Here is a 26251-nt window from a genome sequence, read left to right as displayed (position 1 = left end):
TGGACACGCTTAGGGGCGCGGGGCTGTGTCGATGTGCGGCTACCGCCGCGCGGGCGCGACCAGCCCCCACCGGCCCGCAGACGAAACGGATCAGGCGAGACCAGCTTCGCGGAACGACTCCAGACTGGGACGGATGGTCGCGGTGAGCCCCGTACCCGCCACCGCATCCAACGTCTTCAGACCGTCCCCGGTGTTCAGCACAACAGTCGTCAACGTCGGATCCAACACCCCGGCCTCGATCAGCTTCCGCGTCACACCGACGGTCACCCCACCCGCCGTCTCGGCGAAAATCCCCTCGGTCCGGGCCAGGACCTTGATCGCGTCGACGATCTGCTCGTCATTCACGTCCTCCACCGCACCCCCGGTACGCCGGGCGATGTCCAGGACGTACGGACCGTCGGCCGGGTTGCCGATCGCCAGCGACTTGGCGATCGTGTTCGGCTTCTGCGGCCGTACGACGTCGTGCCCCGCCTTGTACGCGACGGAGACCGGGCTGCACCCCTCCGCCTGCGCACCGAAGATCTTGTACGGCCGGTCCTCGACGAGACCGAGCTTGATCAGCTCCTGGAGCCCCTTGTCGATCTTCGTGAGCTGCGAGCCGGAGGCGATCGGCACGACCAGCTGGTCCGGCAGCCGCCAGCCGAGCTGCTCGCAGATCTCGTACGCCAGGGTCTTGGACCCCTCCGCGTAGTAGGGCCGCAGGTTGACGTTGACGAAGCCCCAGCCCTCGCCGGCCGGGTCGCCGATGAGCTCGGAGCAGAAGCGGTTCACGTCGTCGTAGTTGCCCTCGATGCCGACGAGCTCACCGCCGTAGACGGCGGCCATGACGACCTTGCCCTGCTCCAGGTCGTGCGGGATGAACACGCAGGAGCGGAAGCCGGCGCGGGCCGCCGCGGCACCCACCGCACCGGCGAGGTTGCCGGTGGAGGAGCAGGACAGGGTGGTGAAGTCGAACGCGCGGGCGGCCTCGATGGCCTGGGCGACGACCCGGTCCTTGAAGGAGTGCGTCGGGTTGCCGGAGTCGTCCTTGACGAACAGCTTGCCGGCGTCGACACCCAGCTCGCGAGCGAGGTTGTCGGCCTGGACGAGCTTGGTCCAGCCGGGGTTGATGTTCGGCTTGGTCGCCACGTCCGCGGGGACGGGCAGCAGGGGCGCGTAACGCCAGATGTTCGCGGGGCCCGCTTCGATCCGCTTGCGGAGTTCCTCGGTGTCGTAGGCCGAGAAGTCGTAGGCGATCTCCAGCGGGCCGAAACACTCCTCGCACGCGAAGACCGGACCGAGAGGGACGCGGTGACCGCATTCGCGGCAGCTCAGCGCGGCGGCGGGGCCGAGGTCGACGGTCTTCGTGGATTCGGTTGCAACAGTCTGCGCAGCCATGTGAGGCGAGGCCCTTTCTCCTCATCTTCCTCACGACGCATCTCGCCGTGAGACGGATTTGGCACCTTCCCGAGCCGGGAGCCTCGCGGTGACGATCAACGGTGATCGGTTACGAGACCGGCTGGAGGGTTGCCGGGGCTTCATCGGGCCGTATCCCTCTGCCCCTCTGGATGAGCGGTATGAAGTTGTGTGCGTCGGGCCACCCAGGACATGCGATGGTCATCCGCGTTGTTCAAGACTGTAACCGAAGGCCAGGACAGTTGAGATAGACGTCCGAACCGCGAGATGGATCACATCGTAAGGAGCCGCCTACGTGCTGAAAGAAGTCGAAAGCTGGCTGAGCACCCGCTCCTGGTCCAAGACCGATCGCCCTCTTCACCGGATCCTGGCCGCCAAACAGCGCACGAACCAGTCGGTCAGCGTCGTGCTGCCCGCGCTCAACGAGGAGGAGACGGTCGGTGACATCGCCGCCGTCATCCGTCACGACCTCATGCAGCAGGTTCCGCTCGTCGACGAGATCGTGGTCGTCGACTCGGGATCCACCGACCGTACCTCCGAGGTGGCCGCCGCGGCCGGGGCGCGGGTCGTCCACCGCGACGACATCCTCCCCCGTCTTCCGGCCGCCCCCGGCAAGGGCGAGGTGCTGTGGCGCTCGCTGCTGGTCACCGGCGGCGACATCGTCTGCTTCATCGACGCCGACCTGAAGGAGTTCTCCTCCGACTTCGTCTCCGGCATCGTCGGCCCGCTGCTCACCGACCCCGGGGTCGACCTGGTCAAGGGCATGTACGACCGTCCCCTCGGCGGGGCGGCCGGCCAGGGCGGCCGGGTCACCGAGCTGATGGCCCGCCCGCTGCTGAACATGCACTGGCCGCAGCTGGCCGGTTTCGTGCAGCCGCTCGGCGGCGAGTACGCGGCCCGCCGCTCCCTGCTGGAACAGCTGCCGTTCCCGGTCGGCTACGGCGTCGAGCTCGGCATGCTGGTGGACGCGCTGCACCTGGTGGGCCTGGACGCCCTCGCCCAGGTCGACGTCGGCGTCCGCAAGCACCGCCACCAGGACGGCCAGGCCCTGGGCCGGATGTCCGCCGCGATCTACCGCACGGCCCAGCTCCGGCTGGCCCGCGGCCACATGATCCGCCCGTCCCTCACCCAGTTCGAACGCGGCGAGGACGGCTTCGAGCCCCGCACGTACTCCGTGGACACCGAGGAACGGCCGCCGATGGTGGAGATCGCGGAGTACATGGAGAGAAAGGCCGCGTAGAACGCGGGGCTCGGTCCCACGGGAACGTTTGAGCGGTTCGGACTGGGGCTAGATTTCGTGGCATGGCTTCAACGCACAGTGCCCACGTGCTGGTCGCGTCCAACCGCGGCCCCGTCTCGTACGAGGTCCGCGAGGACGGCTCGCTGCACACCAAGCGGGGTGGCGGCGGGCTGGTCTCCGGTCTGTCCGCCATCGGGTCGGACGCGGACTCCCTGTGGGTGTGCTCCGCCCTGTCCGACGGCGACCGGGAGGCGGTGCGGCGCGGGGAGGGCGAGCCCGGTGTCCGGATGCTCGACATCCCCGCCGACGTGCACGCCGACGCGTACAACGGCATCGCGAACTCCGTGCTGTGGTTCGTCCACCACATGCTGTACCAGACCCCGCTGGAGCCGGTCTTCGACGCGGAGTTCCGGCGGCAGTGGACGTCGTACGAGAGCTACAACCGCGCCTTCGCCGAGGCACTCGCGGAGTCGGCGGCGCCGGGGGCGGCCGTGGTCGTGCAGGACTACCACCTGACGCTGGTGCCGGGCATGCTCCGCGAGCTCCGCCCCGACCTCAGGATCGGCCACTTCTCGCACACGCCGTGGGCGCCGCCCGAGTACTTCCGGATGCTGCCGGACGACATCGCCGAGCAGGTTCTCAGGGGCATGCTCGGCGCCGACCGGCTCGGTTTCCTGACCCACCGCTGGGCCGACGCCTTCACGGCGTGCGCGGGGCAGGTCGTCGGGGGCGTCGGGGACACCCGGATCGGCGTGCACGGGCTGGGCGCCGACGCGGACTTCCTGCGCGAGCGGTCCCACGAGGCCGACGTCGAGGAGCGGATCACCGCGCTGCGGGCCGAGATCGGCGAGGGCCGCAGGACGATCGTGCGGGTCGACCGGACCGAGCTGTCGAAGAACATCGTGCGCGGGCTGCTGGCCTACCGGCAGCTGCTCGACGACCGTCCCGAGTGGCGCGAGCGGGTGGTCCACGTCGCCTTCGCCTACCCCTCACGGCAGGACCTCGCGGTGTACCGGGACTACATGGCCGAGGTGCGGCGGGTGGCCGAGGAGATCAACTCCGTCTACGGAACGCCCGGTTGGACGCCCGTCCTGCTCCACCTCAAGGACGACTTCGCGCGCTCCCTGGCCGCGTACCGGCTGGCCGACGTGGCCCTGGTCAACCCGATCCGGGACGGCATGAACCTGGTCGCCAAGGAGGTGCCCGTCGTCTCCGACGAGGGATGCGTGCTGGTGCTGTCCCGGGAGGCCGGCGCCTTCGAGGAACTGGGCGAGGAAGCGATCGTGGTGAACCCCTACGACGTCGTGGGGACCGCCTCGGCCCTGCACGAGGCGCTGTCGATGACACCGGAGGAACGGGCGGAACGCACCAAGCGGCTCGCCGCGGCGGCGACGGCCCTGCCACCGGCGCAGTGGTTCCTGGACCAGCTGAACGCGCTGCGGTCCTGACCCGGGCGGGCCTTTTCTGGCTTTCCGGCGCTCAGCCGATCCGGTCCGCCAGCGCCCTCAGCAGGCGTACGACCCCTTCCGGACCGTCGACCACCAGGTCCGCCCGTTCCCTCAGCTCGGTCACCTCGTCGCTGCCGCTGCACACCAGCAGGCCGGGGGTGCCGTCGGAGCGGAGCTTGTCGACGGCACCGAAGGCGGGCAGGTCACCGAGGTCGTCACCGGCGTAGAGGACGGACTCGGCGGAGATCTCGCGGGCGTACTCGGACAGCGCGACGCCCTTGTCCATGCCCGGCGGACGGAGTTCGAGGACCATCCGGCCGGGCTCGACGATCAGTCCGTGACGCGTGGCCAGGTCGGTGAGCGGGGCGCGCAGGGCCTCGAAGGCGGCCTGGGGATCGGAGGCGCGGCGGGTGTGGACGGCGACCGCACGGCCCTTCTCCTCGATCCAGGTGCCCTGCCAGGCGCCGATCCGGTCGAGGAACCCGGGCAGCTCGGCCCGGGCGGCGGCGACTCCGGGGTGCGGGGCGGGGGCGTTGACCGTGCCGGTGACGGCGTCCCAGCGTTCGGCGCCGTAGTGACCCAGGACCACGAGGTGCTCCAGTCCGGCGACCCCGGCGAACCCGCCGTGCCGGACCGCCACGCCCGCCGGGCGCCCGGTGACCACGGCGACCGCGGCCACCTTCGGCGCGAGCACCGCCAGCGCCGGCACGGCCTCCGGGTGCGCCCGGGCCTGCTCGGGGTCGGCGACGATCGGTGCCAGCGTCCCATCGAAGTCGAGCGCGATCACGGCGCGCTCCGGCCGCCTGAGAATCGCCGCCAGGCCGTCCCGGCCCGCGGGAGTCACCGGGGCCGGCAGGGAGTCGTCGGTGTCGTACGGGTCCGTGGAGTCCGTGTGGCTGCCCATGCGTCGAGCCTATCTTTCAGCCCGTCCGGCGTTTGAGGACGAGGCCCCTTCAGGGCCGACAGCGGGGGTCTGGGGCGGCAGCCCCCAGGGACGGTCACCGAGACGGACGGTCACCGGGACAGACGGTCACCGCTCCTCGCGGCGAGCGTCCCGCACCCGCCGCAGCCGGTTCACCGTCACCGGATCATGGGCCAGCGCCAGCTCGTCGTCCAGCAAAGCGTTCAGCAACTGGAAATATCGCACCGGCGCCAGCCCCAGTTCCTCCCGTATCGCCCGCTCCTTGGCCCCGGGCCCGCCGAACCCGCGCCGTTCCAGCGCGAGAATGTCCCGCTCCCGGCGCCCGAGCCGCCGCTCGCCTTCCTGGTCCATGCCGGGAACGGTAACCGCCGCCACTGACAGCGCCTACTCCCTACTCCGCGCTCTGCGCCGAGGAGGCCGTGGCCTGGATCTGGTTCAGGATGCCCCTCGGGCTGCCGCTGGACGACACGGCCTGTCCGATCCGCCGCTTGACCTCGGCGCTGACCTGGGCCCAGGACGTCTGCCCGACGGGGTAGAGCTCGGAGACGGGCAGCTCGTCCAGGAACGGCTTGAGGTCGGAGTCCTCCTTGGCCGTACTCATGGTCTCGGACGCGGAGGTGGTCACGGGCAGGAGGTCGTACTCGCGGGAGAACCCGAGGACGTTCTTCTCGCTGTAGACGAAGTCGAGGAAGTCGCCGATCTCCTTGGCGTGGCCGTTCTTCTTGAAGGCCATCATCCAGTCGGCGACCCCCATGGAGGTCCTGCTCGGCCCCTCGGCACCGGGCATCGCCACCGTGCCGAACTTCACGCCCTTCGACTCGGCCATCTTCATCAGCGAGGGGTGCCCGTTGAGCATGCCGACCTCCCCGTTCGCGAACGCGGAGAAGGCGGCGGCCCGGTTGAGCCTGCCGGGCGCGACCGGTCCGGTCAGCCCCTTGCCGACGAGGTCGTCCTTGAGCCAGGTGAAGGTGCCGATGTTCTCGGCGGAGTCGATGGCGTAGGCGCCGGTGGTGCCGGTGTAGCCGCCCCCGCCGCTGAGCAGCCACTGCATCGTCTCGGCCTGCGCCTCCTCGGGCCCGAGGGGCAGCGCGTAGGGGTACTTCACGCCCTCCGCCTTCAGCGCCTGGGCGTCGGCGGCGAGGTCGTTCCAGGTCTTGGGCGCGTCGATGCCGGCCTTGGCGAAGAGGGTCTTGTTGTAGAAGAGCACGCGGGTGGAGGCGGCGAAGGGGATGCCGTACTGCACGCCCTGCACCTGGCCCGCCGCGGCGAGCTGGTAGACGAGGTCGCCCTGCACGGGTATGGAGAGCACGTCGTCCGCCGAGTAGAGCAGCCCCTTGGCCGCGTAGTCGGCGTAGGCGCCGATCTGCGCCATGTCGGGCGGGTCACCGGCCGCGACCATGTCCTTGACCTTGCGGTCGACGTCGTTCCAGGAGTAGACGCTGACGTCGACCTTCACCCCCTCGTGGGCCGCCTCGTACTCCTTGACGAGCTTGTCCCAGTACTTCCGGGAGCTGTTCGCCGGGTTGTCGCCGTAGTCGGCGGCCACCAGCTTCAGGGTCACCTCGTCGGAGTCCCCGGTCAGGCCGCAGCCGCCCAGGGCCGCCGTCATGCCCAGTACGGACGCCACCGCGATCGTTGCTGTCCTACGCCGCCGCACTGCCAACCGCCTCAAGATCACTGATCGAAAAACTCTCGAAAGGTCATACATATTGCCGCCCTAAGGTCTACACCACGTGAGTGGACTAGACCTCTTGCGGGTCCTGGGGTCACACTGTCCCCCGTGAGACATGTCATCGCCCTCGACGTGGGCGGCACCGGGATGAAGGCCGCCCTGATCGGGGCCGAGGGCCGCCTGCTGCACCGGGCCCGCCGCGCCACCGGGCGCGAACGCGGGCCGGACGCCGTGGTCGAGGGCATCCTCGACTTCGCCGCCGACCTGCGCTCCCACGGCATCGAGCGGTTCGGCGAACCCGCCTCCGCCGCCGGCGTCGCCGTCCCCGGCATCGTGGACGAGGAGCGGGGCATCGCCGCCTACTCGGCCAACCTCGGCTGGCGCGACGTCCCCCTGCGCGACCTGCTCGCCGAGAAACTGGGCGCCCCGGTCGCCCTCGGGCACGACGTACGCACCGGCGGCCTCGCCGAGGGCCGCATCGGCGCCGGCCGGGGCGCCGACCGCTTCTTCTTCGTCCCCCTCGGCACCGGCATCGCGGGCGCCATCGGCATCGGCGGGCGCGTGGAGGCGGGCGCGCACGGCTTCGCGGGCGAGATCGGCCACATCGTCGTACGGCCGCAGGGCGCCGCCTGTCCCTGCGGGCAGCGCGGCTGCCTGGAGCGGTACGCGTCGGCGGCCGCCGTCAGCGAGGCATGGGCGGCCGCCTCCGGCACCCCCGAGGCGGACGCGGCGGACTGCGCCAAGGCCGTCGTGTCCGGTGACCCGAACGCCGTACGAATCTGGCAGGACGCCATCGACGCCCTCGCCGACGGCCTCCTCACCGCCCTCACCCTGCTGGACCCGCGGACGCTGATCATCGGTGGCGGCCTCGCCGAGGCGGGGGAAACCTTGTTCACACCACTGCGGGACGCCGTCCGCGAGCGGGTCACCTTCCAGAAGCTGCCGTCCGTGGTCCCAGCGGCCCTGGGGGACACGGCCGGCTGCCTGGGCGCCGGCCTCCTGGCCTGGGACCTCCTCGACCACACCAACCGCACGGAGGATTCAGCCTGATGGCAACCCCCTCAGGGGCGCGGGGAACTGCGCGACCAGCCACAACGCACCCGCACCCCGCAACGCCCGGAACCCCCCTCGTGCTCACCGGTGCCAACGTGGTCCTCCCCACCGGAACCGTCGAGAACGGCCGGCTGTCCATCGACGGCCCCCGCATCACCGCCGAGGTCTCACCTAACGCCCACGTGACCGACCTCACCGGCCACTACGTGGTCCCCGGCTTCATCGACATCCACAACCACGGCGGAGGCGGAGCCTCCTTCACCTCGGGCACCGCAGACGACGTGGTCACCGGCATCCACACCCACCGCCTCCACGGCACCACCACCCTCGTCGCCTCCACCGTCACCGGCGACATGGACTTCCTCGCCCAGCGCGCCGGCCTCCTGTCCGAGCTGGCCGAGCAGGGCGACATCGCGGGGATCCACTTCGAGGGCCCGTTCATCTCCCCGTGCCGCAAGGGCGCGCACTCGGAGGAGCTGCTGCGCGACCCGGACCCCGCGGCCGTACGCAAGCTCATCGACGCGGCGCGCGGCCAGGCGAAGATGGTGACGCTGGCCACCGAACTGCCGGGCGGCATCGACTCCGTACGCCTCCTCGCCGAGCACGGCGTCATCGCGGCGATCGGGCACACCGACGCCACGTACGAGCAGACGGTGGAGGCGATCGACGCGGGCGCCACGGTCGCCACGCACCTCTTCAACGCGATGCCGCCCCTCGGCCACCGCGCCCCCGGCCCGATCGCCGCCCTCCTGGAGGACGAGCGGATCACGGTCGAGCTGATCAACGACGGCACGCATCTGCACCCGGCCGCGCTCCAGCTGGCGTTCCACCACGCGGGCGCGGCACGGGTGGCGTTCATCACGGACGCGATGGACGCGGCCGGGTTCGGCGACGGCACGTACATGCTCGGCCCGCTGGAGGTCGAGGTCAGCGAGGGGGTGGCCCGGCTGGTGGAGGGCGGCTCGATCGCGGGCTCCACGCTGACCCTGGACCGCGCGTTCCGGCGGGCCGTGACGGTGGACCGGCTGCCGGTCGCGGACGTGGTGACGGCCCTGTCCGCCAACCCGGCCAAGCTGCTGGGCCTCTACGACACCGTGGGCTCCCTGGAGCCGGGCAAGTACGCCGACCTCGTCGTCCTGGACGCCGACTTCGCGCTCAAGGGCGTGATGCGCCGGGGTGAATGGGTGGTCGATCCCCAACTGGGGTGATGTGTCCCGCTGTTGAGGGCGGCGGTTGTGCTGGGAGACTGGGCCGACCGCCGCCCGTTTGGCATGATCGTCCCTCCGGACGGCCCGGCAGCCGGACGGCAGGCACATGTACGTCGTTTCTGCGGGGGAGGTCGGCCCAGGTGATCCTCACGGTCACGCTGAACACCGCTCTCGACATCACCTACCGCGTCCCGGCGCTCAGGCCGCACGCCTCGCACCGCGTGACCGGGGTGATCGAGCGGCCCGGCGGCAAGGGTCTGAACGTGGCCCGGGTCCTCGCGGCCCTCGACCACGAGGTGACGGTCACCGGTTTCACGGGCGGCGCCACCGGGCGCGTGGTGCAGGAGCACCTCACGGGCGTGCGGGGTGTGGTGGACGCCCTGGTCCCGGTGACCGGCGCCACCCGCCGCACGATCGCCGTCGTGGACGACCGGACCGGCGACACGACCCAGCTCAACGAACCCGGCCCGACGATCACCCCCGCCGAGTGGACGGCCTTCCAGGAGGCCTACGAGGACCTGGTCCCGTCCATGTCCGCGGTGGCCCTGTGCGGAAGCCTGCCGCCGGGCGTGCCGGTGGGGGCGTACGCCGGGCTGATCCGTACGGCCAGGGCCGCCGGGGTGCCCGTACTGCTGGACACCAGCGGGGAGCCCCTGCGCCGGGGTGTGGCCGCCCGCCCGGACGTCGTGAAACCCAACGCGGACGAGCTGGCCGAGCTGACGGGCTCCCACGAGCCGTTGCGCGCCACCCAGGACGCCCGACGCCGCGGCGCCCACGCCGTCGTCGCCTCCCTCGGCCCCGACGGCCTCCTCGCCGTCACCTCCGAGGGCCGCTGGCGAGCCACCCCGCCCACGCCTCTCCACGGCAACCCCACCGGCGCCGGCGACTCCACCGTCGCGGGCCTGCTGTCGGGATTGGTGGAACGCCTCCCCTGGCCCACGCGTCTCTCCCGCGCGGTCGCGCTGTCCGCGGCGACGGTCGTGTCACCGGTGGCGGGGGAGTTCGACCGGGGGGTCTATGAGGAGCTGGTGGGGCGGGTGTCGGTGACGGGGGAGGTCAGCGCGGCCTAAGACTTGACCCAGCCGTTCACCAGCCACGCCTGGTCGAGGAGGGCGTCGCACTGGTTGCCCTGCTCGCAGGAGAGCTTGACGGTGTTGGCGCCCTCGTTGAGCTGGACCCAGTTGTACGTCTTGGTCCAGCCCTTCTCGTAGTCGCCCTCGGGGGCCTTCGCGTAGTTGTCCATGCCGACCGGCGTGGAGGAGGCCGTGCCGTTGATCGTGAGCGTGGCGGTGGCGTCCTTGCCCGGGACGCTGTACCCCGTGTACAGGGTGTACTTGCCGGCCTTGGGAACCTTGACCGACCAGGTCACCGAAGCCCCCACCTGGTTGAACCCCTGCACATACACGCCACCGTCGGCCTGCGCGCCCTTCACCGAGGAGGCGACGCTCGTGCCGCCCTCCAGGCGCATCGTCTTCGCGTCGGCCTTCGGCAGTTCCGCCGCCTCGCCGGACGACGAGTTCGACGGGGTCGGGTCGGAGCTCTGGGACGTCGAAGGCGTACTCGACGCGTCGCCGCCGCTCGCGTCCTTGTTGTCGTCGCCGCCCGCCATCGCGATGCCGATGCCGATGACGACCGCGGCGACGACCGCGATCGCGCCGATCAGCAGGCCCTTGGTGTTGGGGCCGCCCCGGCCGCCACCACCGCTGTAGGACGGCTGGGGGCTCTGGGTGGTGGGGGCGGCGCCGCCGGGGAAGGTCTCGGGGGCCGCGTAGTGCGCGCTGGGCTGGGCGTACTGGCCGGCGGGCTGCTGCTGCGGGACCTGGCCGTAGGGCGCGGTCGCCGCGGGCTGCTGCTGTCCGTACTGGCGCTGTCCGACCGAGCGCACCCGGTTGACGGAGTTCGGGTAGCCGTAGCCACCACCGGACGGCGGCTGGGCCCCGTTGGCCTGGCCGTCGGCGTAGAGGTAGCCGAACGGGTCGTCGTCCTCGGGCGTGCTCGCCCCGTTGTTGCCGGACGTCATCCCTTGTACTCCTCGAGCAGGTGCGGATCGGATGCGATACGTAGGGTCAGAATGGCGAGCCTACCCGCTCCTGAGGGCCCAAACGGGTGACTCGGATCGCATCAGCTCGCTGACCTGGGAGTCATCCCGCGCGTCTGTGTTGTTTGGGACGAGATCGTTTCTCGACGTACATCCGCTCGTCGGCCGACTTCAACACTTCGTCCGCCGTCATGCCGCAGTGCGCCCAGCCGATACCGAAGCTGGCGCCCACCCGTACGGCCCGTCCCTCGGCCCGGATGGGCTGGATGATCTCGTTGCGCAGCCGGACCGCGAGGTCGGCGGCGTCGGCCTTGCCGAGCCCGTCCGCGAGGATCACGAACTCGTCGCCGCCGAGCCGGGCGACGGTGTCGCCGTCGCGCACGCACTGCGACAGTCGCCGGGCGACCTCGATGAGCACCGCGTCACCCGCGTTGTGCCCGAACCGGTCGTTGATCGACTTGAAGCCGTCGAGGTCGCAGAAGAGCACCGCGAGCCCCTTGGTGCCGTCGTCGCGCTCCCCCTCGGGGGCGACGGTGTGCACATGGTGGTCGAAGCCGTCGAAGGTCTCCGTGCCCCGCGGGAAGTCGAAGCCGTGGCCGTTGGCGTCGAAGGCGGGATGGCCGTAGGCCGCGTCGATGGACTCCAGGGCGGCCGGGTGGGTGGGCCGCTGGCAGAGCCGGGAGGAGAGGCGGGCGCGCAGCTCGGCGGAGTTCGGCAGGCCGGTGAGCGAGTCGTGGGAGGCGCGGTGGGCGAGCTGGAGCTCGCGGCGCTTGCGCTCCTCTATGTCCTCGACGTGCGTGAGCAGGAAACGCGGCCCGTCGGCGGCGTCGGCGACGACGGAGTTGCGCAGGCTGACCCAGACGTAGGTGCCGTCGCGGCGGCCCAGACGCAGTTCCGCGCGTCCGCCCTCGGCGGAGGTCCGCAGCAGCGTCCCTATGTCCTCGGGGTGGACCAGGTCGGAGAAGGCGTAGCGGCGCATCGCGGACGCGGGGCGGCCGAGCAGGCGGCACAGCGCGTCGTTGGTGCGCAGGATCCTGCCGTGCTGGTCGCCGCCCATCTCGGCGATGGCCATGCCGGAAGGGGCGTACTCGAAGGCCTGCCGGAAGCTCTCCTCGCTGGCCCGCAGCGCCTGCTGCTCCCTTTCGAGCCTGACCAGCGCGCGCTGCATGTTGGCACGCAGACGCGCGTTGCTGATCGCGATGGCGGCCTGGAAGGCGTACATCTGGAGCGCCTCGCGCCCCCACGCGCCCGGTCGGCGGCCGTTGCGCGGGCGGTCCACGGAGAGCACGCCGATCAGCTCGCCGCACGAGCCGCCGCCCGGCGCCGCCGGGGTGTACATGGGCGCGAAGAGCCGGTCGGAGGGGTGCCACTCGTCCTCGAAGCGGGGCGCGGGCCCGTCCGTGTACCACTGCGGGACGTCGTCGTCGTCGAGGACCCAGCCCTCGGTGTGCGGTATGAAGACCAGGTCGCCCCAGTTCTCACCCATCGAGAGGCGGCGCTCCCAGGACTCGCGGGAGCCGACGCGGCCGGTGATCAGCGACTCTGCGGCCTGATTGCCGGAGAACGCGGCGACCACGAGATCGCCGTCGGGGCGTACGAGGTTGACACAGGCCAGTTCGTACCCGAGGGCGTGGACCACGCCGTCGGCGACCGTCTGCAGGGTGTCCGCCAGGCTGCGGGCCGTGTTCATGTCGGCCATGACCTGGTGCAGTTGTCGCAGGGACGCAAGACGGACGTAGGGTTCCGACTCGGTCTCCATGCTCGCCCTCCCCCCGAGACCTCGCAGCGAATCAAGGGTTCTCATCGGCGTTCGTCAGTGCATATCGTCAGTGCGCTTCGTAAGTGGAGCTTCCCCGCCACTGAATCACAGCGCGCTGCCCACTCGGTACACAGGGTCAACAATTAGTGCCCCTTGTGACTCAAGTCACAGCGAAAGATGAACAATTGAGTGGGGTTTCTGCGGTTTCACAGTGCGTTTACTGAACATAAATTTTGTGCCTTTGTGGTGACCTGTCCGAGGACACCCCGTGAGCTCGGTCGGGAGACCTAGGTCCGGTCTCGGGCGGAGGCCCGATGTGGTGCGTGCAGGGCGGAGATTAGCGTTTCCGGCGTGCCCCACACTTCCCCCGCCACGTCCCCGATGATCCCCGCGCCCGCCTCCGGGCATCCTGTGGGGGTGAGCAACGACGAGTTCCGCGCCGCCCTGTCCCGGCTGGCCGCCGGCGTGGTCCTGGTGACCGCGTTCGAGGCCCCGCTCGACCCCGACGGGCCGAAGGGCGAGGACGTCGGCATGACGGCGACGGCGTTCATGTCGGTCTCCCTCGACCCGCCCCTGGTGCTGGTCAGCCTGCGCAACGGCTCCCGCATGGACGACCTGCTGGACGAGCAGCCCCTGTGGGCGGTGTCGGTCCTCTCCGAGAGCCAGCGGCACATCGCCGGCCGCTTCGCCATGAAGGGCCGCATCAGCGACCGCCTCCTCTTCGAGGACATCCCGTACGTCCGTGGCGAGGCGACCGGCGCCCTTCTGGTGGGCGGCGCCCTGGCCACCCTGGAGTGCCGCACGGAGCAGCGCGTGCCGGCCGGCGACCACACCCTCGTGATCGGCCGCGTCCTGACGGCGTCCGTCCCCAGCGCGGACGGCGGACCGCTGGCGTATTTCCGGGGCCGGTACCGGCAGTTGGGATGACCCCCACCGGGCTCTACCCGGCCGGGCCCCCGGAATTCGCTCGCCCGGCCGTGATCCGCCCGCTTAGGGTGCGCGCATGACGACGCCCTCCGGACTCCGCCTCGAAGAGATCACCACCGGGAACCTCGAGGCCGCGATCGCCATCCGGGTCCGCCCCGAGCAGGAATTCGCGGTCACCTCCGTGGTGAAGTCCCTCGCCGAGGCCTACGTCCATCCCGACACCGCCTGGCCCCGCCTGATCGTCGACGGGGAGCGGCCGGTCGGGTTCCTGATGGCCTTCTTCGACATCGACTGGCGTGACGACGGCACCCTCTTCCGGTCCGGCCTGTGGCGCCTGAACATCGCGGCGGACGCGCAGGGCCACGGCTACGGACGCTTCGCCGTGGAGTCCGTCGCCGCCGAGATCCGCCGCCGGGGCGGCAAGGAGTTCCACGTCACCTGGCACCCCGGCCGCCACGGCCCGGAGGACTTCTACCTGCGGCTCGGCTTCCGCCCCACCGGCGAGACGGTCGAGGACGAGACGGTGGGCGTGCTGGACCTGTCCGCCGACCTGTCCTAGACGCCCTCTCGGGGCTCTCGGGGCTCTCGGGGCTCTCGGGGCCCTCAGGGCTCTCGCGGGCGCTGGTGCGGAGGTACGCCTCCTTCGCGCCGGCGTTCTTCTTCCGGCTTCTTCCGGCCGCTGGGCGCGGTCCTGTTCGGGCGGCTCTTCGGGCGGCTCGGCGTCCTCGCGCCCTCGCGCCCTGGCTCCCGGCCTTCTCGCCCTCAGGGCTCTCGCGGCCCTCGGAGCAGTTCCACGTCCAGCAGGGCGAGCCGGGCCGGGTCCGTGGTGATGTCGATCACGGCGATCCGGTCGCGTACGAAGGTGAAGGCGAGGGTGCGGTCCAACCGGCCCTCGACGAACACCGCCATGGCCGTGCGGCCGTCCACCAGCGCGGGTACGGGGACACCCGCCCGCCGGGAGAACCGGCTCGCACCCCGGGCCACCGCCGCCGCGCCCGTCGTCACCCCGACCTCGGTACGCGCCACGACGTCCGGATCGAGGACCGCGACCAGCGCGTCGAAGTCCGCCGCCCGCGCGGCGGCGAGAAAGGCGTCGACGACCTCCCGCTGCCGGACCAGGTCCGCATCGGGCACCTCGGCGCCCCGCACCCGCCGCCGGGCCCGGCTGGCCAGCTGGCGCGCCGCCGCCGGGGACTTCCCCACGATGGCCGCGATCTCGTCGTAGGGCACCGCGAACAGGTCGTGCAGCACGAACGTCAGCCGTTCGGCGGGCGTGAGCGTGTCCAGGACGACGAGCAGGGCGACGCCGACCGAGTCCGCGAGGAGGGCGTCCCGCTCGGGGTCGGGGGCGGGACTGGGGCCGGTGCCCGTTGTCGGGACGGCGGGGCGCTGCGGGACGGTCTCCAGCGGCTCCTCCGCGCGGGAGCGGCGCGAGCGGAGCATGTCGAGGCAGACCCGGCCCACCACGGTCGTCAGCCAGGCCCCGAGGTTGTCTATCCGCCGCGTGTCGGCACGGATCAGCCGCAGCCAGGTCTCCTGGACCGCGTCGTCGGCCTCGGTGACCGAGCCGAGCATGCGGTGCGCGACCGCCCGCAGATGACCGCGGTGCGTCTCGAAACGCTCGGCAAGGTAGTCGTCGTAGCCCATGGTCACTGCCCCTCGTCACGGTCCGTCCGGCGTGCTGTCAGTGGGTTGACGGGTGACGGGCGGTGGATGTGACACAGGGGCGGGGAGCCAGGGGGCGAGGGGTGGTGGGTGGGGGGCTAGCCCCAGCCCTGTCCGGAGCGGCCGCGCTTGGTGTCCGAGCGCTGCTTCTTCTCCCGGAGGCGGCGTTCGTTGATGCCGCGCGGGATGCGGGTGGCCTTGCGGGGCTTGGGCGGGGGTGCCGTGGCCTCGGCGAGGAGGGAGGCCAGGCGTACCGCGGCGGTCTCGCGGTTGCGCCACTGGGAGCGGTGCTCGGAGGCGCGGACGGTGACGACACCGTCGACCAGCCGGCCCGCGAGCTTGCTCAGGGCCCGCTGCTTCCACACCTCGGGCAGCGCCTCGGTCTTGGCGAGGTCGAACCGCAGCTCGACCTGGGAGTCGCTGGTGTTGACGTGCTGTCCGCCCGGACCGGACGACCGCGAGAAACGCCACATGAGCTCGGCCTCGGGGAGCGAGACGGAGCCGCGGATACTGAGTTTTCTGGGGGACGAACCCCCAGACCCCCGTGAAGGACCGGACATGCCGTCCATGTTCCCCTCTCTGTCCGGTCCACGTCACGCGAATATCGCCTGGCCGTGGTTCGGTAAAGAAAGTAAAACGAGCAGGAACCTTCGGTACCCCTCTCGGCGTTCATGGGGGTAGCTGTAGCTTCATGCCCGTACTGCCGTACAAAAACGAGGGAAGGGACTCCCAACAATGGCTGTAAGCCTGTCCAAGGGTGGCAACGTCTCGCTCACCAAGGAGGCTCCGGGCCTGACCGCCGTCACCGTGGGCCTCGGCTGGGACGTCCGCACCACCACCGGCACGGACTTCGACCTCGACGCCTCCGCGATCGCGGTCAACCCTCAGGGCAAGGTCTACTCGGACGCCCACTTCGTCTTCTTCAACAACAAGCAGACCCCGGACCAGACCATCGTCCACACCGGTGACAACCGCACCGGCGAGGGCGCGGGCGACGACGAGGCGATCAACGTCAACCTCGCCGGCCTCCCGGCCGACGTCGACAAGATCGTCTTCCCGGTCTCGATCTACGACGCGGAGAACCGCTCGCAGAACTTCGGCCAGGTCCGCAACGCCTACATCCGGATCGTGAACCAGGACGGCGGCACCGAGATCGCCCGCTACGACCTCTCCGAGGACGCCGCCACCGAGACCGCCATGGTCTTCGGCGAGCTGTACCGCAACGGCGCCGAGTGGAAGTTCCGCGCCGTCGGCCAGGGCTACGCCTCGGGCCTGGTGGGCATCGCCCAGGACTTCGGCGTCAACGTCTGACGGACACCGCGCTTGCGGGGACCCCTGGCTCCGGCCGGGGGTTCCGGCGTTTTCCGGGGGTTCGGCCGTTTCCCAGGGCCTCCGGCCTTTTTGCGGCCGTCGCGGATTCCGGGCGTCACGGAACCCCGGCGCCACAGGTCCCGGGCGTCACCGAACCCCGGCGCCACAGGTCCCGGGCGTCACCGAACCCCGGCGCCACAGGTCCCGGGCGTCGCCGGGCTCTCCCCGGGGTACCTTGCCCGCGTGATCCTCACCCCCCTCCCCCTCACCCCCGACCGTGACATCCCGGCCCCGCTCCTGACCGAACTCACCGCGCTCTACGCCACCGACCGTGAGTTCCAGGCGCTCAGCGGTGACTTCCCGGACCCGGACGACATCCGGCCGGAGCAGGTGGCGACCGCGTTGGCGGACGAGTTGACGAACCCGGACGTGGAGGTGCTGCTCGCGCGGAGCGAGGGGCGGCTGACCGGAATCGCGATCACGCTCGCCCGGCATCCCGACCCGGCCGACCCGGACCCGTGGATCGGCCTGCTGATGGTGGACACGAGCGTCCGGCGGCAGGGCCACGGACGGCGGCTGGCGTCCCGGCTGGAGGACCGCTTCCGCGCGGCGGGCCGCACCGCCGTCCGCCTCGCCGTCCTCGACGGCAACGACCGTGCCCTCGCCTTCTGGACCTCCCTCGGCTACGAGCCGATCGCCCACCGCCCGGACCGCGAACGCGGCCGCCCGTGCACGGTGCTGCGCAAGCCCCTGGCCGCCGGCTGACCGGCGCCCGTCAGTGCCCGTCAAGCGCCCGTCACGCGCGCTCCGGCTTCCCCTCCCCGTACAGCCAGTCCGCCCAGATCGCGTCGAAGTCCTCGTCGGGGGCCTGCTTCTCGACGTACGCCGTGAAGTCGGCGGTGTCCGCGTTGCCGTGGCGGTGGGTGGTGGCCCAGCCGCGGACGATCGCGCGGAAGGTGTCGTCGCCCACCGCCTGACGGATCTTGTGGAGGACCATCGCGCCGCGCTGGTAGACGGGGCTGTCGGAGAGGTGCGCGGCGCTCGTGGGCTGCGCGGGCGGGAAGGACCAGAGGTCGTCGTAGGTGTCCTCGCCGTCGTCGTACAGCGCGTCGAAGGTCTGCTGGGCGGTGTCGCCGCCGTGGTCCTCGGCCCACAGCCACTCCGCGTAGGTGGCGAAGCCCTCGTTGAGCCACATGTCCCGCCAGGTCTTCGGGGTGACGGAGTTCCCGTACCACTGGTGGGCGAGTTCGTGGACGAGGAGGGCGGTGTCGGGGGCGCCGGGGAAGACGGGGCGGTTCTGGGTCTCCAGGGCGTAGCCGACGTCGGGGGCGTGGTCGACGATCGCGCCGGTGGCGGAGAAGGGGTACGGCCCGAAGACGGACTCCGCCCACTCCATGACCTCGGGGATCCGGGCGAGCACCTCCCGGCTCGCCTTGTCCTCCGCGGGGTCCACCGCCACGTACACGGGCAGGCCGTCCGGGGTGGTGGAGCGGCGGACGGTGTAGTCGCCGATCGCGAGGATGGCGAGGTAGCTCGCCATGGGTTCGGCGGTGTGCCAGGTGGAGGTGGTGCGGCCCTCGGTGGTCGTCTCCCCGGTCGGCTCCCCGTTGGACACGGCCCGCAGGCCCTGCGGCACGGTCACGGACAGGTCGTACGTCGCCTTGTCGGAGGGGTGGTGGTTGCCGGGGAACCAGGTCATCGAGCCCGTCGGCTCCCCGAGGGCGAGCGCGCCGTCCGACGTCGGCAGCCAGCCCTCCTGGGAGCCGTCCGGGTCGGTGATCGTCTCCGGGGTGCCGGAGTAGCGGACGGTGACGCGGAAGGTCCTGCCCTTCTCCAGGTCGTCGTGCGGGCGGACGGTGAGTTCCTGGCCGGTGCGGTTCCAGCGGGCGCCCGCGCCGTCGACGGTGATCTTGCCGACCGTCAGGCCCTTGAGGTCGAGGTCGAAGGCGGACAGGTCCTGGGTGGCACGGGCGGTGATCGTCGCCGTGCCGGTGAGGCGGAGCCGGTCGCCCTCCCGCGCGCAGGCGAGCGTCAGGTCGTAGTGGCTGACGTCGTACCCGCCGTTGCCCGCCTTGGGAAAGTACGGGTCCCTCAGCCCGGAACCGCCGGGAGTGCCCTGGACCCCCGTCCCACCGCAGGCGGTGAGCAGAAGGGCGAGGGCCACGGTCACGGACAAACGGACCGGGACGAGCCGTGGGGCCGGGACCGGGGATCGGGAGGACACGCCAGTGATCCTATGAGGGCCCGTGACACCATCACGTACGTGCTCGACATCGGATACGCCCTCTCCAACCGCTTCCCGGACCCCCCGCAGACGGACTACCGCCGCGCGGACGTCCACGCGCTGCGGCACGACCTGTTCTGCGGTGACGTCTACCTCGCCGACACCAAGGCGGACCGGGAACTGTCCACATCCTGGGGATGGGTACCGGTGCTCGACTTCGCGTGGGCGCTGTGCGACATCGTCGAGCAGATCGACCGCGACCCCGCCGGCTCCCGCGCCGCCCGCCCCCAGCGCGCCGAACTCGACTTCACCGAGTCCACCGACCGCATGCTCTTCGAGCGCCGCTTCGGCTGGGTGGACATCGAGGCCGACTGGATGCCGGCGGAGGAGCCCGCCCTGACCTTCTCCCACACCGAACTCCGCCGCGAGGCCCGCGACTTCCTCCAGGACCTCATCGCCGACCTCACCGACCTCCACGACGACCTGGCCGAGAACCCGGCAATCTGGTCCCTCCAGGCCCGCTTCCCCCGCGTGGGCTGATCCGGGACCCTACCGGGTCTCCCCCGTCACCCCTCCACCCGAATCCCCAGCTCCCCCGCCAACACCGGCGCCAGATCCAGCAGTTGCCCCGTGCTGATCACCGCCCCTCTTAGCCGGTCCACCCCGCGGACGATGTCCAGGGACGTCACGCCGCGCAGGTCGACGTCGGTGAGGGTCGCGGCGGTGAGGTCCGCGGCCTTGAGGGTGCAGTCGACGAACTCCACGCGTTCCAGGCGGGCACCGCCGAAGTCCGGCTCGACCAGGACGCAGCTCTCGAAGACGACGTCCCGGAGGCGGGCCGTGCGCAGGTTCAGGTAGTCGATCTTGCCGCCGCGGACGACGACGCGCTCCAGGACCGCTCCGTGCAGCTGGGTGCCGCCGAGGCGGGCGTCGAGGAGCTCGACGTCACGGAAGGTGGCGTCGGCGAGGTTGGTGCCGACCCCTCGTAGGCCGGTGAGGACGGAGTCCAGGAAGCGGGCGCGGGAGAGCCGGGTCTCGTCCAGCGCGCAGCCCGTCAGCGCGCAGTCCATGAAGCGGGCGCCGCCGCCGTCCTGCCCGGCGAGGTCCAGTTCCCGGAAGTCCAGCCCGTCGTAGTCCCCGTCCGGCTCCAGCCCTCCTCCGGCGTACGGCTCCAGGGGCGGCAGCCGCACCTCCGGCCGCCGCGCCGCCTTCACTCCGGCCCGGCCGCCCCCACCGGCCCTACCGGCCCCACCCGACCCGCCCACCGCTCGCCTCGTCATGCCCCCATGCTGCACCCCACCACTGACAATCCCCCTGACCTGCGACAACACCCCCCATGTCACATTCCGGCCCGCTCGATCAGTCGTAGATACAACGAACAGACAGGCACCCAAGAACAAGAAGACGCAAGACCAAGACCGACACCCTGCCCAACCCCGCCCGACTCGCCCCAACCCGACCCGAAGGAGACCCCCCATGCACCGCATCACCGTCATCGGCGGCGGCTTCGCCGGCCTGACCGCGGCCATCACCGCCGCCGAGGCGGGCGCCAAGGTCACCGTCTACGAGGCCCACCACACCCTCGGCGGACGGGCCCGGACCGCCGAAGGGCCGTACCGGACGAACGAGGGACCGCACGCCCTCTACAGCGGCGGCCCGCACTGGTCCTGGCTCCGCCGGCGGAATCTGATCGGCCCGCTCGCACCCATCCCCCCGCTGGAGGCGGCCCGGCTGCGGCTCCGGCACAAGGGCACGCTCCGCCGCACCCCGCCGTTCGCGATGCTCAAGCTGCTGCGCCACAGCGCCCGACAGGCGCCCGTGGACCGGGACTTCATGTCCTGGGCGACCGAACAGGCGGGCGAGGAGGGCGCACGGGCGGCCGCGAACTACTCGGCCGTCGCCCTGTTCCACCACGACCCGGGCGCCCTGTCCGCCGCGTTCGTGCAGGAACGGTTGCGGCGGGCGACCAAGCTGCCGCCGGAGGCCCACTATCCGTGCGGCGGCTGGGGCAGCCTCATCGACCGGATGGCGGCCCGCGCCTGGAACCTCGGCGTCCGCATGGAGACGCTGTCCCGCGTCGACACGCTGCCCACGGACACCCCCGTCGTCGTCGCCACCTCCCTCGACGCGGCCCGCCGCCTCCTCGGCGATGACTCGCTGACCTGGACGAGCGGCCGTACGACACTGATCGACCTGGCCGTCCGCACCCGGCGCGGCGACGCCTTCGCCGTCTCCGACCTCGACTCCCCCGGCTGGATCGAACGCTTCACGGCCCAGGACCGCACCCTCGCCCCGGCCGGCGAACAGCTGATCCAGGGCCAGATCCCGATCGCCCCGCACGAGTCGAAGGCCGACGGCGTCGCCCGCGCCGAGCACCTCCTCGACCTGGCCTACGAGGGCTGGCGGGAGCGGCTCGTCTGGCGGCGGGAGTCCGTGGCGAACGGCCGGACCGGCGCCGTGGACCTGCCGGGCACCAGCTGGCGGGACCGGCCCGCGATCGACCGCGGCGACGGTGTCTACCTGGCCGGCGACCAGGTCGCCGCGCCCGGTGTGCTCTCCGAGGTCTCCTTCAACAGCGCGCTCACCGCGGTGTCGTTGGTCCTCGGCCGGAGCCACCTTGACCTCAAGCATGCTTGAGGTTGAAGAGTGGTCCCCACGGAGAACGGCCGCCCGCCGGCACCACGGCACGGCCGTCCGCCGACGACCCAGCCGATTCCACGGCACCGCCGTGCGACACCGACCCATGGGGGACCCGATGCGCGCCATCCGCCTGCACACCTTCGGCCCGGCCGAGAACCTCACCCTGGAAGAGGTCGAGGCCCCGCGTCCGGGCCCGGGCCAGGTCCGTATCGCCGTGGCCGCGGCCGGTGTCCACCTCCTGGACACGGCCCTGCGCGAGGGCATGCGGGGCCCGGCGCCCGAACCGCCGGTCCTGCCCACGATCCCCGGCCGCGAGGTCGCGGGCACGGTCGAGTCCCTCGGCGAGGGCGTCGCCGACCTGTGGCTCGGCAAGCACGTGGTCGCCCACCTCGGCTTCGCCCCGGGCGGCTACGCCGAACTCGCCGTCACCGACGTCGACCGCGTCCACGAGATCCCCGCGAACCTGGACGCCGCCCAGGCCGTGGCCATGATCGGCACGGGCCGTACGACCATGGGGATCCTCCAGTTCGCCGACCTCGGCCCCGACTCGGTGGCCGTGATCCCGGCCGCGGCGGGCGGCATCGGCACCCTGCTCGTGCAGTACGCCAAGAACGCCGGCGCCACCGTCGTCGGCCTCGCCGGCGGCCCCGCCAAGACGGCCCTGGTCGAGCGGAACGGCGCCGACCTCGCCGTCGACTACAAGGACCCGTCCTGGCCCGACAAGGTCCGTGCCTACCTCGGCGGCCGCCCGGCCACCGTCGTCTTCGACGGCGTCGGCGGCACCGTGGCCCGCGAGGCCGTCGCCCTGCTCGGGCCGGACGGCCGGCACATCGTCTTCGGCTGGTCGGGCGAGGGCCTGCACGACGGCGAGCCCTACCTCGTCGACGGCGTCTCCGAGCAGGTCCTCGGCCCCGTGATGCTGCGGAAGGCCGGCGGCCCCAACCCTGTCCGCACCCTGGAACTCCGCGCCCTCACCGAGTCCGCCGCGGGCCGCCTCACCCCCGCCGTCCAGCGCTTCCCGCTCGCCGAGGCGGCGGCGGCACACCGGGCCCTGGAGAGCCGCGGCACGACCGGCAAGGTGGTCCTGGAGCCATAAAGCCGCGGCGAGCAAAGGCGCCCCTCCAGGGGCGCGGGGAACTGCGCGATCAACCACCACGCACCCGCAGACGCCTACGCGGCGCACCCGGCACCCCGTGAAGCGCTCAACCCCGCCCCGCCACGCGGTCAGCGACCCGCGCCAACCACGACGACTCCACCCCGGGCCGAGCCATCTCCCGCCGGTCCGCCGACCGATACGTCACATACAACCCCCGCACACCCAGCCACCGCAGAGGCTCCGGCTCCCACCTGCGCACCCTGTGGTTCACCCAGGGCAGTTCGGTCAGTTCGGTGCGGCCGGACTGGCCGGAGTCCTGCTGGACGAGGTCGCGGAGGGTCCGCGCGGCGAGGTTGGCGGTGGCGACGCCGGAGCCGACGTAGCCGCCCGCCCAGCCGAGGCCCGTAGACCGGTCCAGCGTGACCGACGCACACCAGTCACGCGGCACGCCCAGCACCCCCGACCAGGCATGCTCGACCCGCACCCCCGCCAGCGACGGGAAGAACCGCACGAGAATCTCCCGCAGCGCCTCGACCGTCGCGTCCTGCGTCCGCCCGTCGTTGTCGGTCCGCGACCCGAAGCGGTACGGCACCCCGCGCCCGCCCAGCGCGATCCGCCCGTCGGCGGTGCGCTGCGCGTACATGTAGGCGTGCGCCATGTCGCCCAGCGCCTCACGCCCCTCCCAGCCGACCGACGCCCACTGCTCGTCGGTCAGCGGCTCGGTCGCGATCATCGAGGAGTTCATCGGCAGCCAGGTCCGCCGCTGCCCCTTCAGCGCCGCGGTGAAGCCCTCGGTGCAGCGCAGCACATAGGGCGCCCGCACAGTCCCGTACGGCGTCACCGCGTGCTTGGCCCGGATCTCCGTCACCGGGGTCCGCTCGTACACGGTCACCCCCAGCGCCTCCACGGCCGCCGCCAGCCCCTTGACCAGCTTCACCGGGTGCACCCGCGCCCCGTGCGGCGTCCAGCTCGACCCCACCGCGTCCGCCACCCGGATCCGCTCGGCGGTCTCCCGGGCGCCGTACAGCTCACGGTCCTTCTCGCCGTACGACAGCTCCTGCGCGTGAAAGTCCTTCAGCCGCGCCAACTGCGCGGGCGTACAAGCGACTTCGAGGACGCCGCCCTTGTGCACATCGGCGTCGAAGCCCTCCTCCTCCACCACCCGCACGACCTCGTCGACGGTGGCGTTCATCGCCCGCTGAAGCCGTACGGCGGCCTCGTGGCCGTGCAGTTTCGCGTACCGGTCGCGGCCCGCGACGCCGTTGTACAGCCAGCCGCCGTTGCGCCCCGAGGCGCCGTAGCCGCAGAACTTCTGCTCCAGGACGACGATCCGCAGGAAGGGCGCCGCCTTCTTCAGGTAGTACGCCGTCCACAGCCCGGTGTACCCGCCGCCCACGATCACGACGTCCGCGGACGCGTCACCGCCCAGCGGCTCCCGCATCGCCGGGATGCCGTCGTCCGCGTACCAGAAGGAGATGCCACCGTTGACGACACCACGGACGACACCGCTGCCGACACCGCCGACGCCACCGCTCACCGAGCTGCTCATGGCGGGAAGGTAACCGTTCCCTCAGGCCGCTGTCTCCTTCGGATTCCGCACTTTTCCACGCCCCACGACCAGCGGATAACACCCGAACCCGATCAACACGGAGACGAAATGCCCGAGATCGGTGAAGGTGCGCCCGAACACCAGCGGCACCCCGTACACCAGGAGCACCCCGAAGACGTACGCATACCGCCAGCGCACCGGAATCCGGTAGGCGAGCACCGCCACCACCCCCGCCAGCGCGTAACTCACCCCCACATCCAGGGTGTTGACCGCCGACTCCGGCGCCATCCCGTGCCTGATCCCCCACAGCAGCGCCCCCTCGCTGATCAGCGTGGCCAGCACATGCGCGGCCCCGCACACCACCAGCCACCGCACGGTCCCCAGCCACCGCTCGACCGGCGCGTGGAAGACGGAATAGAGCACGGCGTACGGCAGCCAGTACCCGCCCTCGATCCACATCGCGCTGGCCACCAGCACCCGCACCGGATGGTCGGACAGCTCATGGATGTTGGTGGACCGCTGCCGCAGGAACTCCTCCTCGAACTCCGGCGACATGTGGTGCAACGCCACCGACGTCCCGAACAGGACCGCCAGCCACACATAGGTGCCCGGGGCGCCACGGACGTACATCCACACCCTGTGGAAACCCCGGCGCATACCCATGAGCCGATTCACGCACGCCGATAGGGTCCGAGGCGTGATCGACATTCCGGAGGAGTTCGCGGCCGCACAAGAGCTCTACAACGGCCCTGAGGGACGCGCCTTCGTCGCCGCGCTCCCCGACCTGGCCGCCGGCTTCCTCGACCGCTGGGACCTGCGGCTCGACGGACCCGCCATGCACGGCGTCGCGGCCCTCGTCCTCCCCGTCGTCCGTCGCGACGACGACACCCCCGCCGTCCTCAAACTCCAGCTCCCCGACGACGAGACCGAGGGCGAACCCATCGCCCTGCGCGCCTGGGACGGCGACGGAGCCGTCCGCCTCCTCGACCACGACGAGACCACCGGCACCATGCTCCTGGAACGCCTGGATCCCACCCGCATGCTCGCCCACCTCCCCGACTCCCGCGAGGCCGTCCAGGTCATCGCCCGCCTGCTCGCCCACCTCACCGCGACCCCCGCACCCCCGGAACTACGCCGCCTCGGCGACCTCACGCGGGACATGCTCGACGAGACCACCCCCGAGACCCTTGCCGGCATCCCCGACCCCGCCGACCGCCGCCTGATCGCCGACTGCGCGGCAGCCGTACGCGAGGTCGCGGGCGAACCCGGCGACCGCCTCCTGCACTGGGACCTCCACTACGAGAACGTCCTCGCCTCCACCCGCGCCCCCTGGCTCGCCATCGACCCCAAACCCCTCGCCGGCGACCCCGGCTTCGAACTCCTCCCCGCCCTGTGGAACCGCTACGACCCCGCCGAGACCCGCCGGCGCTTCGACGCCATGACCGACCACCTCGGCCTCGACCGCACCCGGGCCCGCGCCTGGACCCTCGGCCGCGTCCTCCAGAACACCCTCTGGCACCTGGAGGACGACGACCCACCCGCACCCGAACACCTGGAAATCGCCAGGTGCCTGCGCGACCACGGCCGCTAGCGTGACCCCATGATCCGCACCGCCACCCCCGCAGACATCCCCGTCCTCCACACCCTCATCCGCGAACTCGCCGAGTACGAACGGGCCCTGGACGAGGTACGGGCCACCGAGGACCAACTGACGCAGGCCCTCTTCGGCGAACACCCGGCCGCCCACGCCCACCTCGCCGTCGACGACACCACCGGCGAGGTCGTCGGCTACGCCATCTGGTTCCTCAACTTCTCCACCTGGCGCGGAGTCCACGGCATCCACCTCGAAGACCTCTACGTCCGCCCCACCGCCCGCGGCGGCGGCCACGGCAAAGCCCTCCTCACCGAACTCGCCCACCTCTGCGTGACCCGCGGCTACCAGCGCCTGGAATGGTCCGTCCTGAACTGGAACACCCCCTCCATCGCCTTCTACGAGTCGCTCGGCGCCCGACCGCAGGACGAGTGGACGGTGTACCGGCTCACCGACGAGGCACTCGTGAAGGTTTCCCGCATGACACCCCACCGAATGGGCACGGCTCAATGA

The 26251-nt window shown here is 71.6% G+C and carries 26 protein-coding genes and 1 riboswitch; of the genes, 14 read left to right on the top strand and 12 right to left on the bottom strand.

Annotation, left to right across the window (positions count from 1 at the left end):
• Nucleotides 1–90 precede the first annotated feature (90 nt).
• On the bottom strand, nt 91–1377 hold the full coding sequence (gene thrC / locus K4B79_RS24165; protein WP_232028987.1) for a threonine synthase: 1287 nt from the start codon (nt 1375–1377) through the stop codon (nt 91–93).
• 18 nt (nt 1378–1395) lie between these two features.
• Nucleotides 1396–1554: riboswitch (SAM riboswitch) on the bottom strand.
• Between the two features lie 136 nt (nt 1555–1690).
• On the opposite strand from thrC, the gene K4B79_RS24160 reads away from it, so the two are divergent.
• Entirely contained in the window at nt 1691–2635 is a 945-nt protein-coding gene (locus K4B79_RS24160) for a glucosyl-3-phosphoglycerate synthase (RefSeq protein WP_232028986.1), read from the top strand.
• Between the two features lie 62 nt (nt 2636–2697).
• Nucleotides 2698–4083 (top strand): alpha,alpha-trehalose-phosphate synthase (UDP-forming), encoded by a 1386-nt coding sequence (locus tag K4B79_RS24155; protein WP_232028985.1) that lies wholly within the window; start codon nt 2698–2700, stop codon nt 4081–4083.
• A gap of 31 nt (nt 4084–4114) precedes the next feature.
• On the opposite strand, the gene otsB is transcribed toward K4B79_RS24155, so the two are convergent.
• The 3 genes from otsB to K4B79_RS24140 form a co-directional block, all read right to left on the bottom strand.
• A complete protein-coding gene (gene otsB, locus K4B79_RS24150) occupies nt 4115–4987 on the bottom strand; it encodes a trehalose-phosphatase (protein WP_232028984.1) in 873 nt (290 codons plus the stop codon).
• Nucleotides 4988–5113: 126 nt separating this feature from the next.
• Nucleotides 5114–5356: a DUF3263 domain-containing protein gene (locus K4B79_RS24145; RefSeq protein ID WP_232028983.1), complete on the bottom strand. Its 243-nt coding sequence runs from the start codon at nt 5354–5356 to the stop codon at nt 5114–5116.
• Nucleotides 5357–5396: 40 nt separating this feature from the next.
• Entirely contained in the window at nt 5397–6662 is a 1266-nt protein-coding gene (locus K4B79_RS24140) for an ABC transporter substrate-binding protein (protein ID WP_445276264.1), read from the bottom strand.
• A 123-nt stretch (nt 6663–6785) separates the two neighbouring features.
• On the opposite strand from K4B79_RS24140, the gene K4B79_RS24135 reads away from it, so the two are divergent.
• The 3 genes from K4B79_RS24135 (at nt 6786) to K4B79_RS24125 (ending at nt 10008) form a co-directional block, all read left to right on the top strand.
• Entirely contained in the window at nt 6786–7727 is a 942-nt protein-coding gene (locus tag K4B79_RS24135; protein WP_232028982.1) for an ROK family protein, read from the top strand.
• Nucleotides 7728–7807: 80 nt separating this feature from the next.
• A complete protein-coding gene (gene nagA, locus K4B79_RS24130; protein ID WP_232028981.1) occupies nt 7808–8938 on the top strand; it encodes an N-acetylglucosamine-6-phosphate deacetylase in 1131 nt (376 codons plus the stop codon).
• A 140-nt stretch (nt 8939–9078) separates the two neighbouring features.
• Complete coding sequence (locus K4B79_RS24125; protein ID WP_232028980.1) at nt 9079–10008, top strand: 1-phosphofructokinase family hexose kinase; 930 nt, start codon at nt 9079–9081, stop codon at nt 10006–10008.
• On the opposite strand, the gene K4B79_RS24120 is transcribed toward K4B79_RS24125, so the two are convergent.
• Both K4B79_RS24120 and cdgB read right to left on the bottom strand, forming a co-directional pair.
• A complete protein-coding gene (locus K4B79_RS24120) occupies nt 10005–10958 on the bottom strand; it encodes a CBM35 domain-containing protein (protein ID WP_232028979.1) in 954 nt (317 codons plus the stop codon). The genes K4B79_RS24125 and K4B79_RS24120 overlap by 4 nt on opposite strands.
• Nucleotides 10959–11079: 121 nt before the next feature.
• On the bottom strand, nt 11080–12735 hold the full coding sequence (cdgB, locus tag K4B79_RS24115; RefSeq protein ID WP_232028978.1) for a diguanylate cyclase CdgB: 1656 nt from the start codon (nt 12733–12735) through the stop codon (nt 11080–11082).
• A gap of 381 nt (nt 12736–13116) precedes the next feature.
• Between cdgB and K4B79_RS24110 the strand changes: the two genes are divergently transcribed.
• Nucleotides 13117–13662 carry a flavin reductase family protein gene (locus tag K4B79_RS24110; protein WP_232029408.1) on the top strand — a complete coding sequence of 182 codons (546 nt, stop codon included), beginning with the start codon at nt 13117–13119 and terminating at the stop codon, nt 13660–13662.
• Between the two features lie 76 nt (nt 13663–13738).
• On the top strand, nt 13739–14221 hold the full coding sequence (locus tag K4B79_RS24105; RefSeq protein ID WP_232028977.1) for a GNAT family N-acetyltransferase: 483 nt from the start codon (nt 13739–13741) through the stop codon (nt 14219–14221).
• A gap of 203 nt (nt 14222–14424) precedes the next feature.
• On the opposite strand, the gene K4B79_RS24100 is transcribed toward K4B79_RS24105, so the two are convergent.
• Both K4B79_RS24100 and arfB read right to left on the bottom strand, forming a co-directional pair.
• Complete coding sequence (locus tag K4B79_RS24100; RefSeq protein WP_232028976.1) at nt 14425–15309, bottom strand: sigma-70 family RNA polymerase sigma factor; 885 nt, start codon at nt 15307–15309, stop codon at nt 14425–14427.
• A 116-nt stretch (nt 15310–15425) separates the two neighbouring features.
• Nucleotides 15426–15896: an alternative ribosome rescue aminoacyl-tRNA hydrolase ArfB gene (arfB, locus tag K4B79_RS24095; protein ID WP_374208508.1), complete on the bottom strand. Its 471-nt coding sequence runs from the start codon at nt 15894–15896 to the stop codon at nt 15426–15428.
• A 166-nt stretch (nt 15897–16062) separates the two neighbouring features.
• On the opposite strand from arfB, the gene K4B79_RS24090 reads away from it, so the two are divergent.
• Both K4B79_RS24090 and K4B79_RS24085 read left to right on the top strand, forming a co-directional pair.
• Nucleotides 16063–16638, top strand: a complete 576-nt coding sequence (locus K4B79_RS24090; protein WP_067435036.1) for a TerD family protein — start codon at nt 16063–16065, stop codon at nt 16636–16638.
• Nucleotides 16639–16881: 243 nt separating this feature from the next.
• A complete protein-coding gene (locus tag K4B79_RS24085; RefSeq protein ID WP_232028974.1) occupies nt 16882–17403 on the top strand; it encodes a GNAT family N-acetyltransferase in 522 nt (173 codons plus the stop codon).
• Nucleotides 17404–17434: 31 nt separating this feature from the next.
• On the opposite strand, the gene K4B79_RS24080 is transcribed toward K4B79_RS24085, so the two are convergent.
• Complete coding sequence (locus K4B79_RS24080; protein WP_374208507.1) at nt 17435–18862, bottom strand: M1 family metallopeptidase; 1428 nt, start codon at nt 18860–18862, stop codon at nt 17435–17437.
• A 39-nt stretch (nt 18863–18901) separates the two neighbouring features.
• Between K4B79_RS24080 and K4B79_RS24075 the strand changes: the two genes are divergently transcribed.
• A complete protein-coding gene (locus K4B79_RS24075; RefSeq protein WP_232028973.1) occupies nt 18902–19402 on the top strand; it encodes a hypothetical protein in 501 nt (166 codons plus the stop codon).
• 26 nt (nt 19403–19428) lie between these two features.
• Here the strand turns inward: K4B79_RS24075 and K4B79_RS24070 are convergent, their stop codons facing one another.
• On the bottom strand, nt 19429–20142 hold the full coding sequence (locus tag K4B79_RS24070; RefSeq protein ID WP_232028972.1) for a pentapeptide repeat-containing protein: 714 nt from the start codon (nt 20140–20142) through the stop codon (nt 19429–19431).
• Nucleotides 20143–20338: 196 nt separating this feature from the next.
• Here K4B79_RS24070 and K4B79_RS24065 point away from each other — a divergent pair, with 196 nt between their 5' ends.
• Complete coding sequence (locus tag K4B79_RS24065) at nt 20339–21499, top strand: FAD-dependent oxidoreductase (protein ID WP_232028971.1); 1161 nt, start codon at nt 20339–20341, stop codon at nt 21497–21499.
• A gap of 118 nt (nt 21500–21617) precedes the next feature.
• Nucleotides 21618–22598, top strand: coding sequence for a zinc-binding dehydrogenase (locus tag K4B79_RS24060; RefSeq protein WP_232028970.1), 981 nt, complete (start codon nt 21618–21620; stop codon nt 22596–22598).
• A 106-nt stretch (nt 22599–22704) separates the two neighbouring features.
• Here K4B79_RS24060 and K4B79_RS24055 read toward each other — a convergent pair whose 3' ends face one another.
• Both K4B79_RS24055 and K4B79_RS24050 read right to left on the bottom strand, forming a co-directional pair.
• Nucleotides 22705–24147: an NAD(P)/FAD-dependent oxidoreductase gene (locus K4B79_RS24055; protein ID WP_232028969.1), complete on the bottom strand. Its 1443-nt coding sequence runs from the start codon at nt 24145–24147 to the stop codon at nt 22705–22707.
• A gap of 21 nt (nt 24148–24168) precedes the next feature.
• Nucleotides 24169–24810, bottom strand: a complete 642-nt coding sequence (locus tag K4B79_RS24050; protein WP_232028968.1) for a rhomboid-like protein — start codon at nt 24808–24810, stop codon at nt 24169–24171.
• On the opposite strand from K4B79_RS24050, the gene K4B79_RS24045 reads away from it, so the two are divergent.
• Entirely contained in the window at nt 24809–25738 is a 930-nt protein-coding gene (locus K4B79_RS24045; protein WP_269463886.1) for an aminoglycoside phosphotransferase family protein, read from the top strand. The genes K4B79_RS24050 and K4B79_RS24045 overlap by 2 nt on opposite strands.
• Before the next feature lie 9 nt (nt 25739–25747).
• Nucleotides 25748–26251 carry a GNAT family N-acetyltransferase gene (locus tag K4B79_RS24040; protein ID WP_232028966.1) on the top strand — a complete coding sequence of 168 codons (504 nt, stop codon included), beginning with the start codon at nt 25748–25750 and terminating at the stop codon, nt 26249–26251.

Source organism: Streptomyces lincolnensis, from assembly GCF_021173675.1.
Lineage (GTDB): Bacteria > Actinomycetota > Actinomycetes > Streptomycetales > Streptomycetaceae > Streptomyces > Streptomyces lincolnensis_B.
This window is presented reverse-complemented; position numbering and strand designations above follow the sequence as displayed.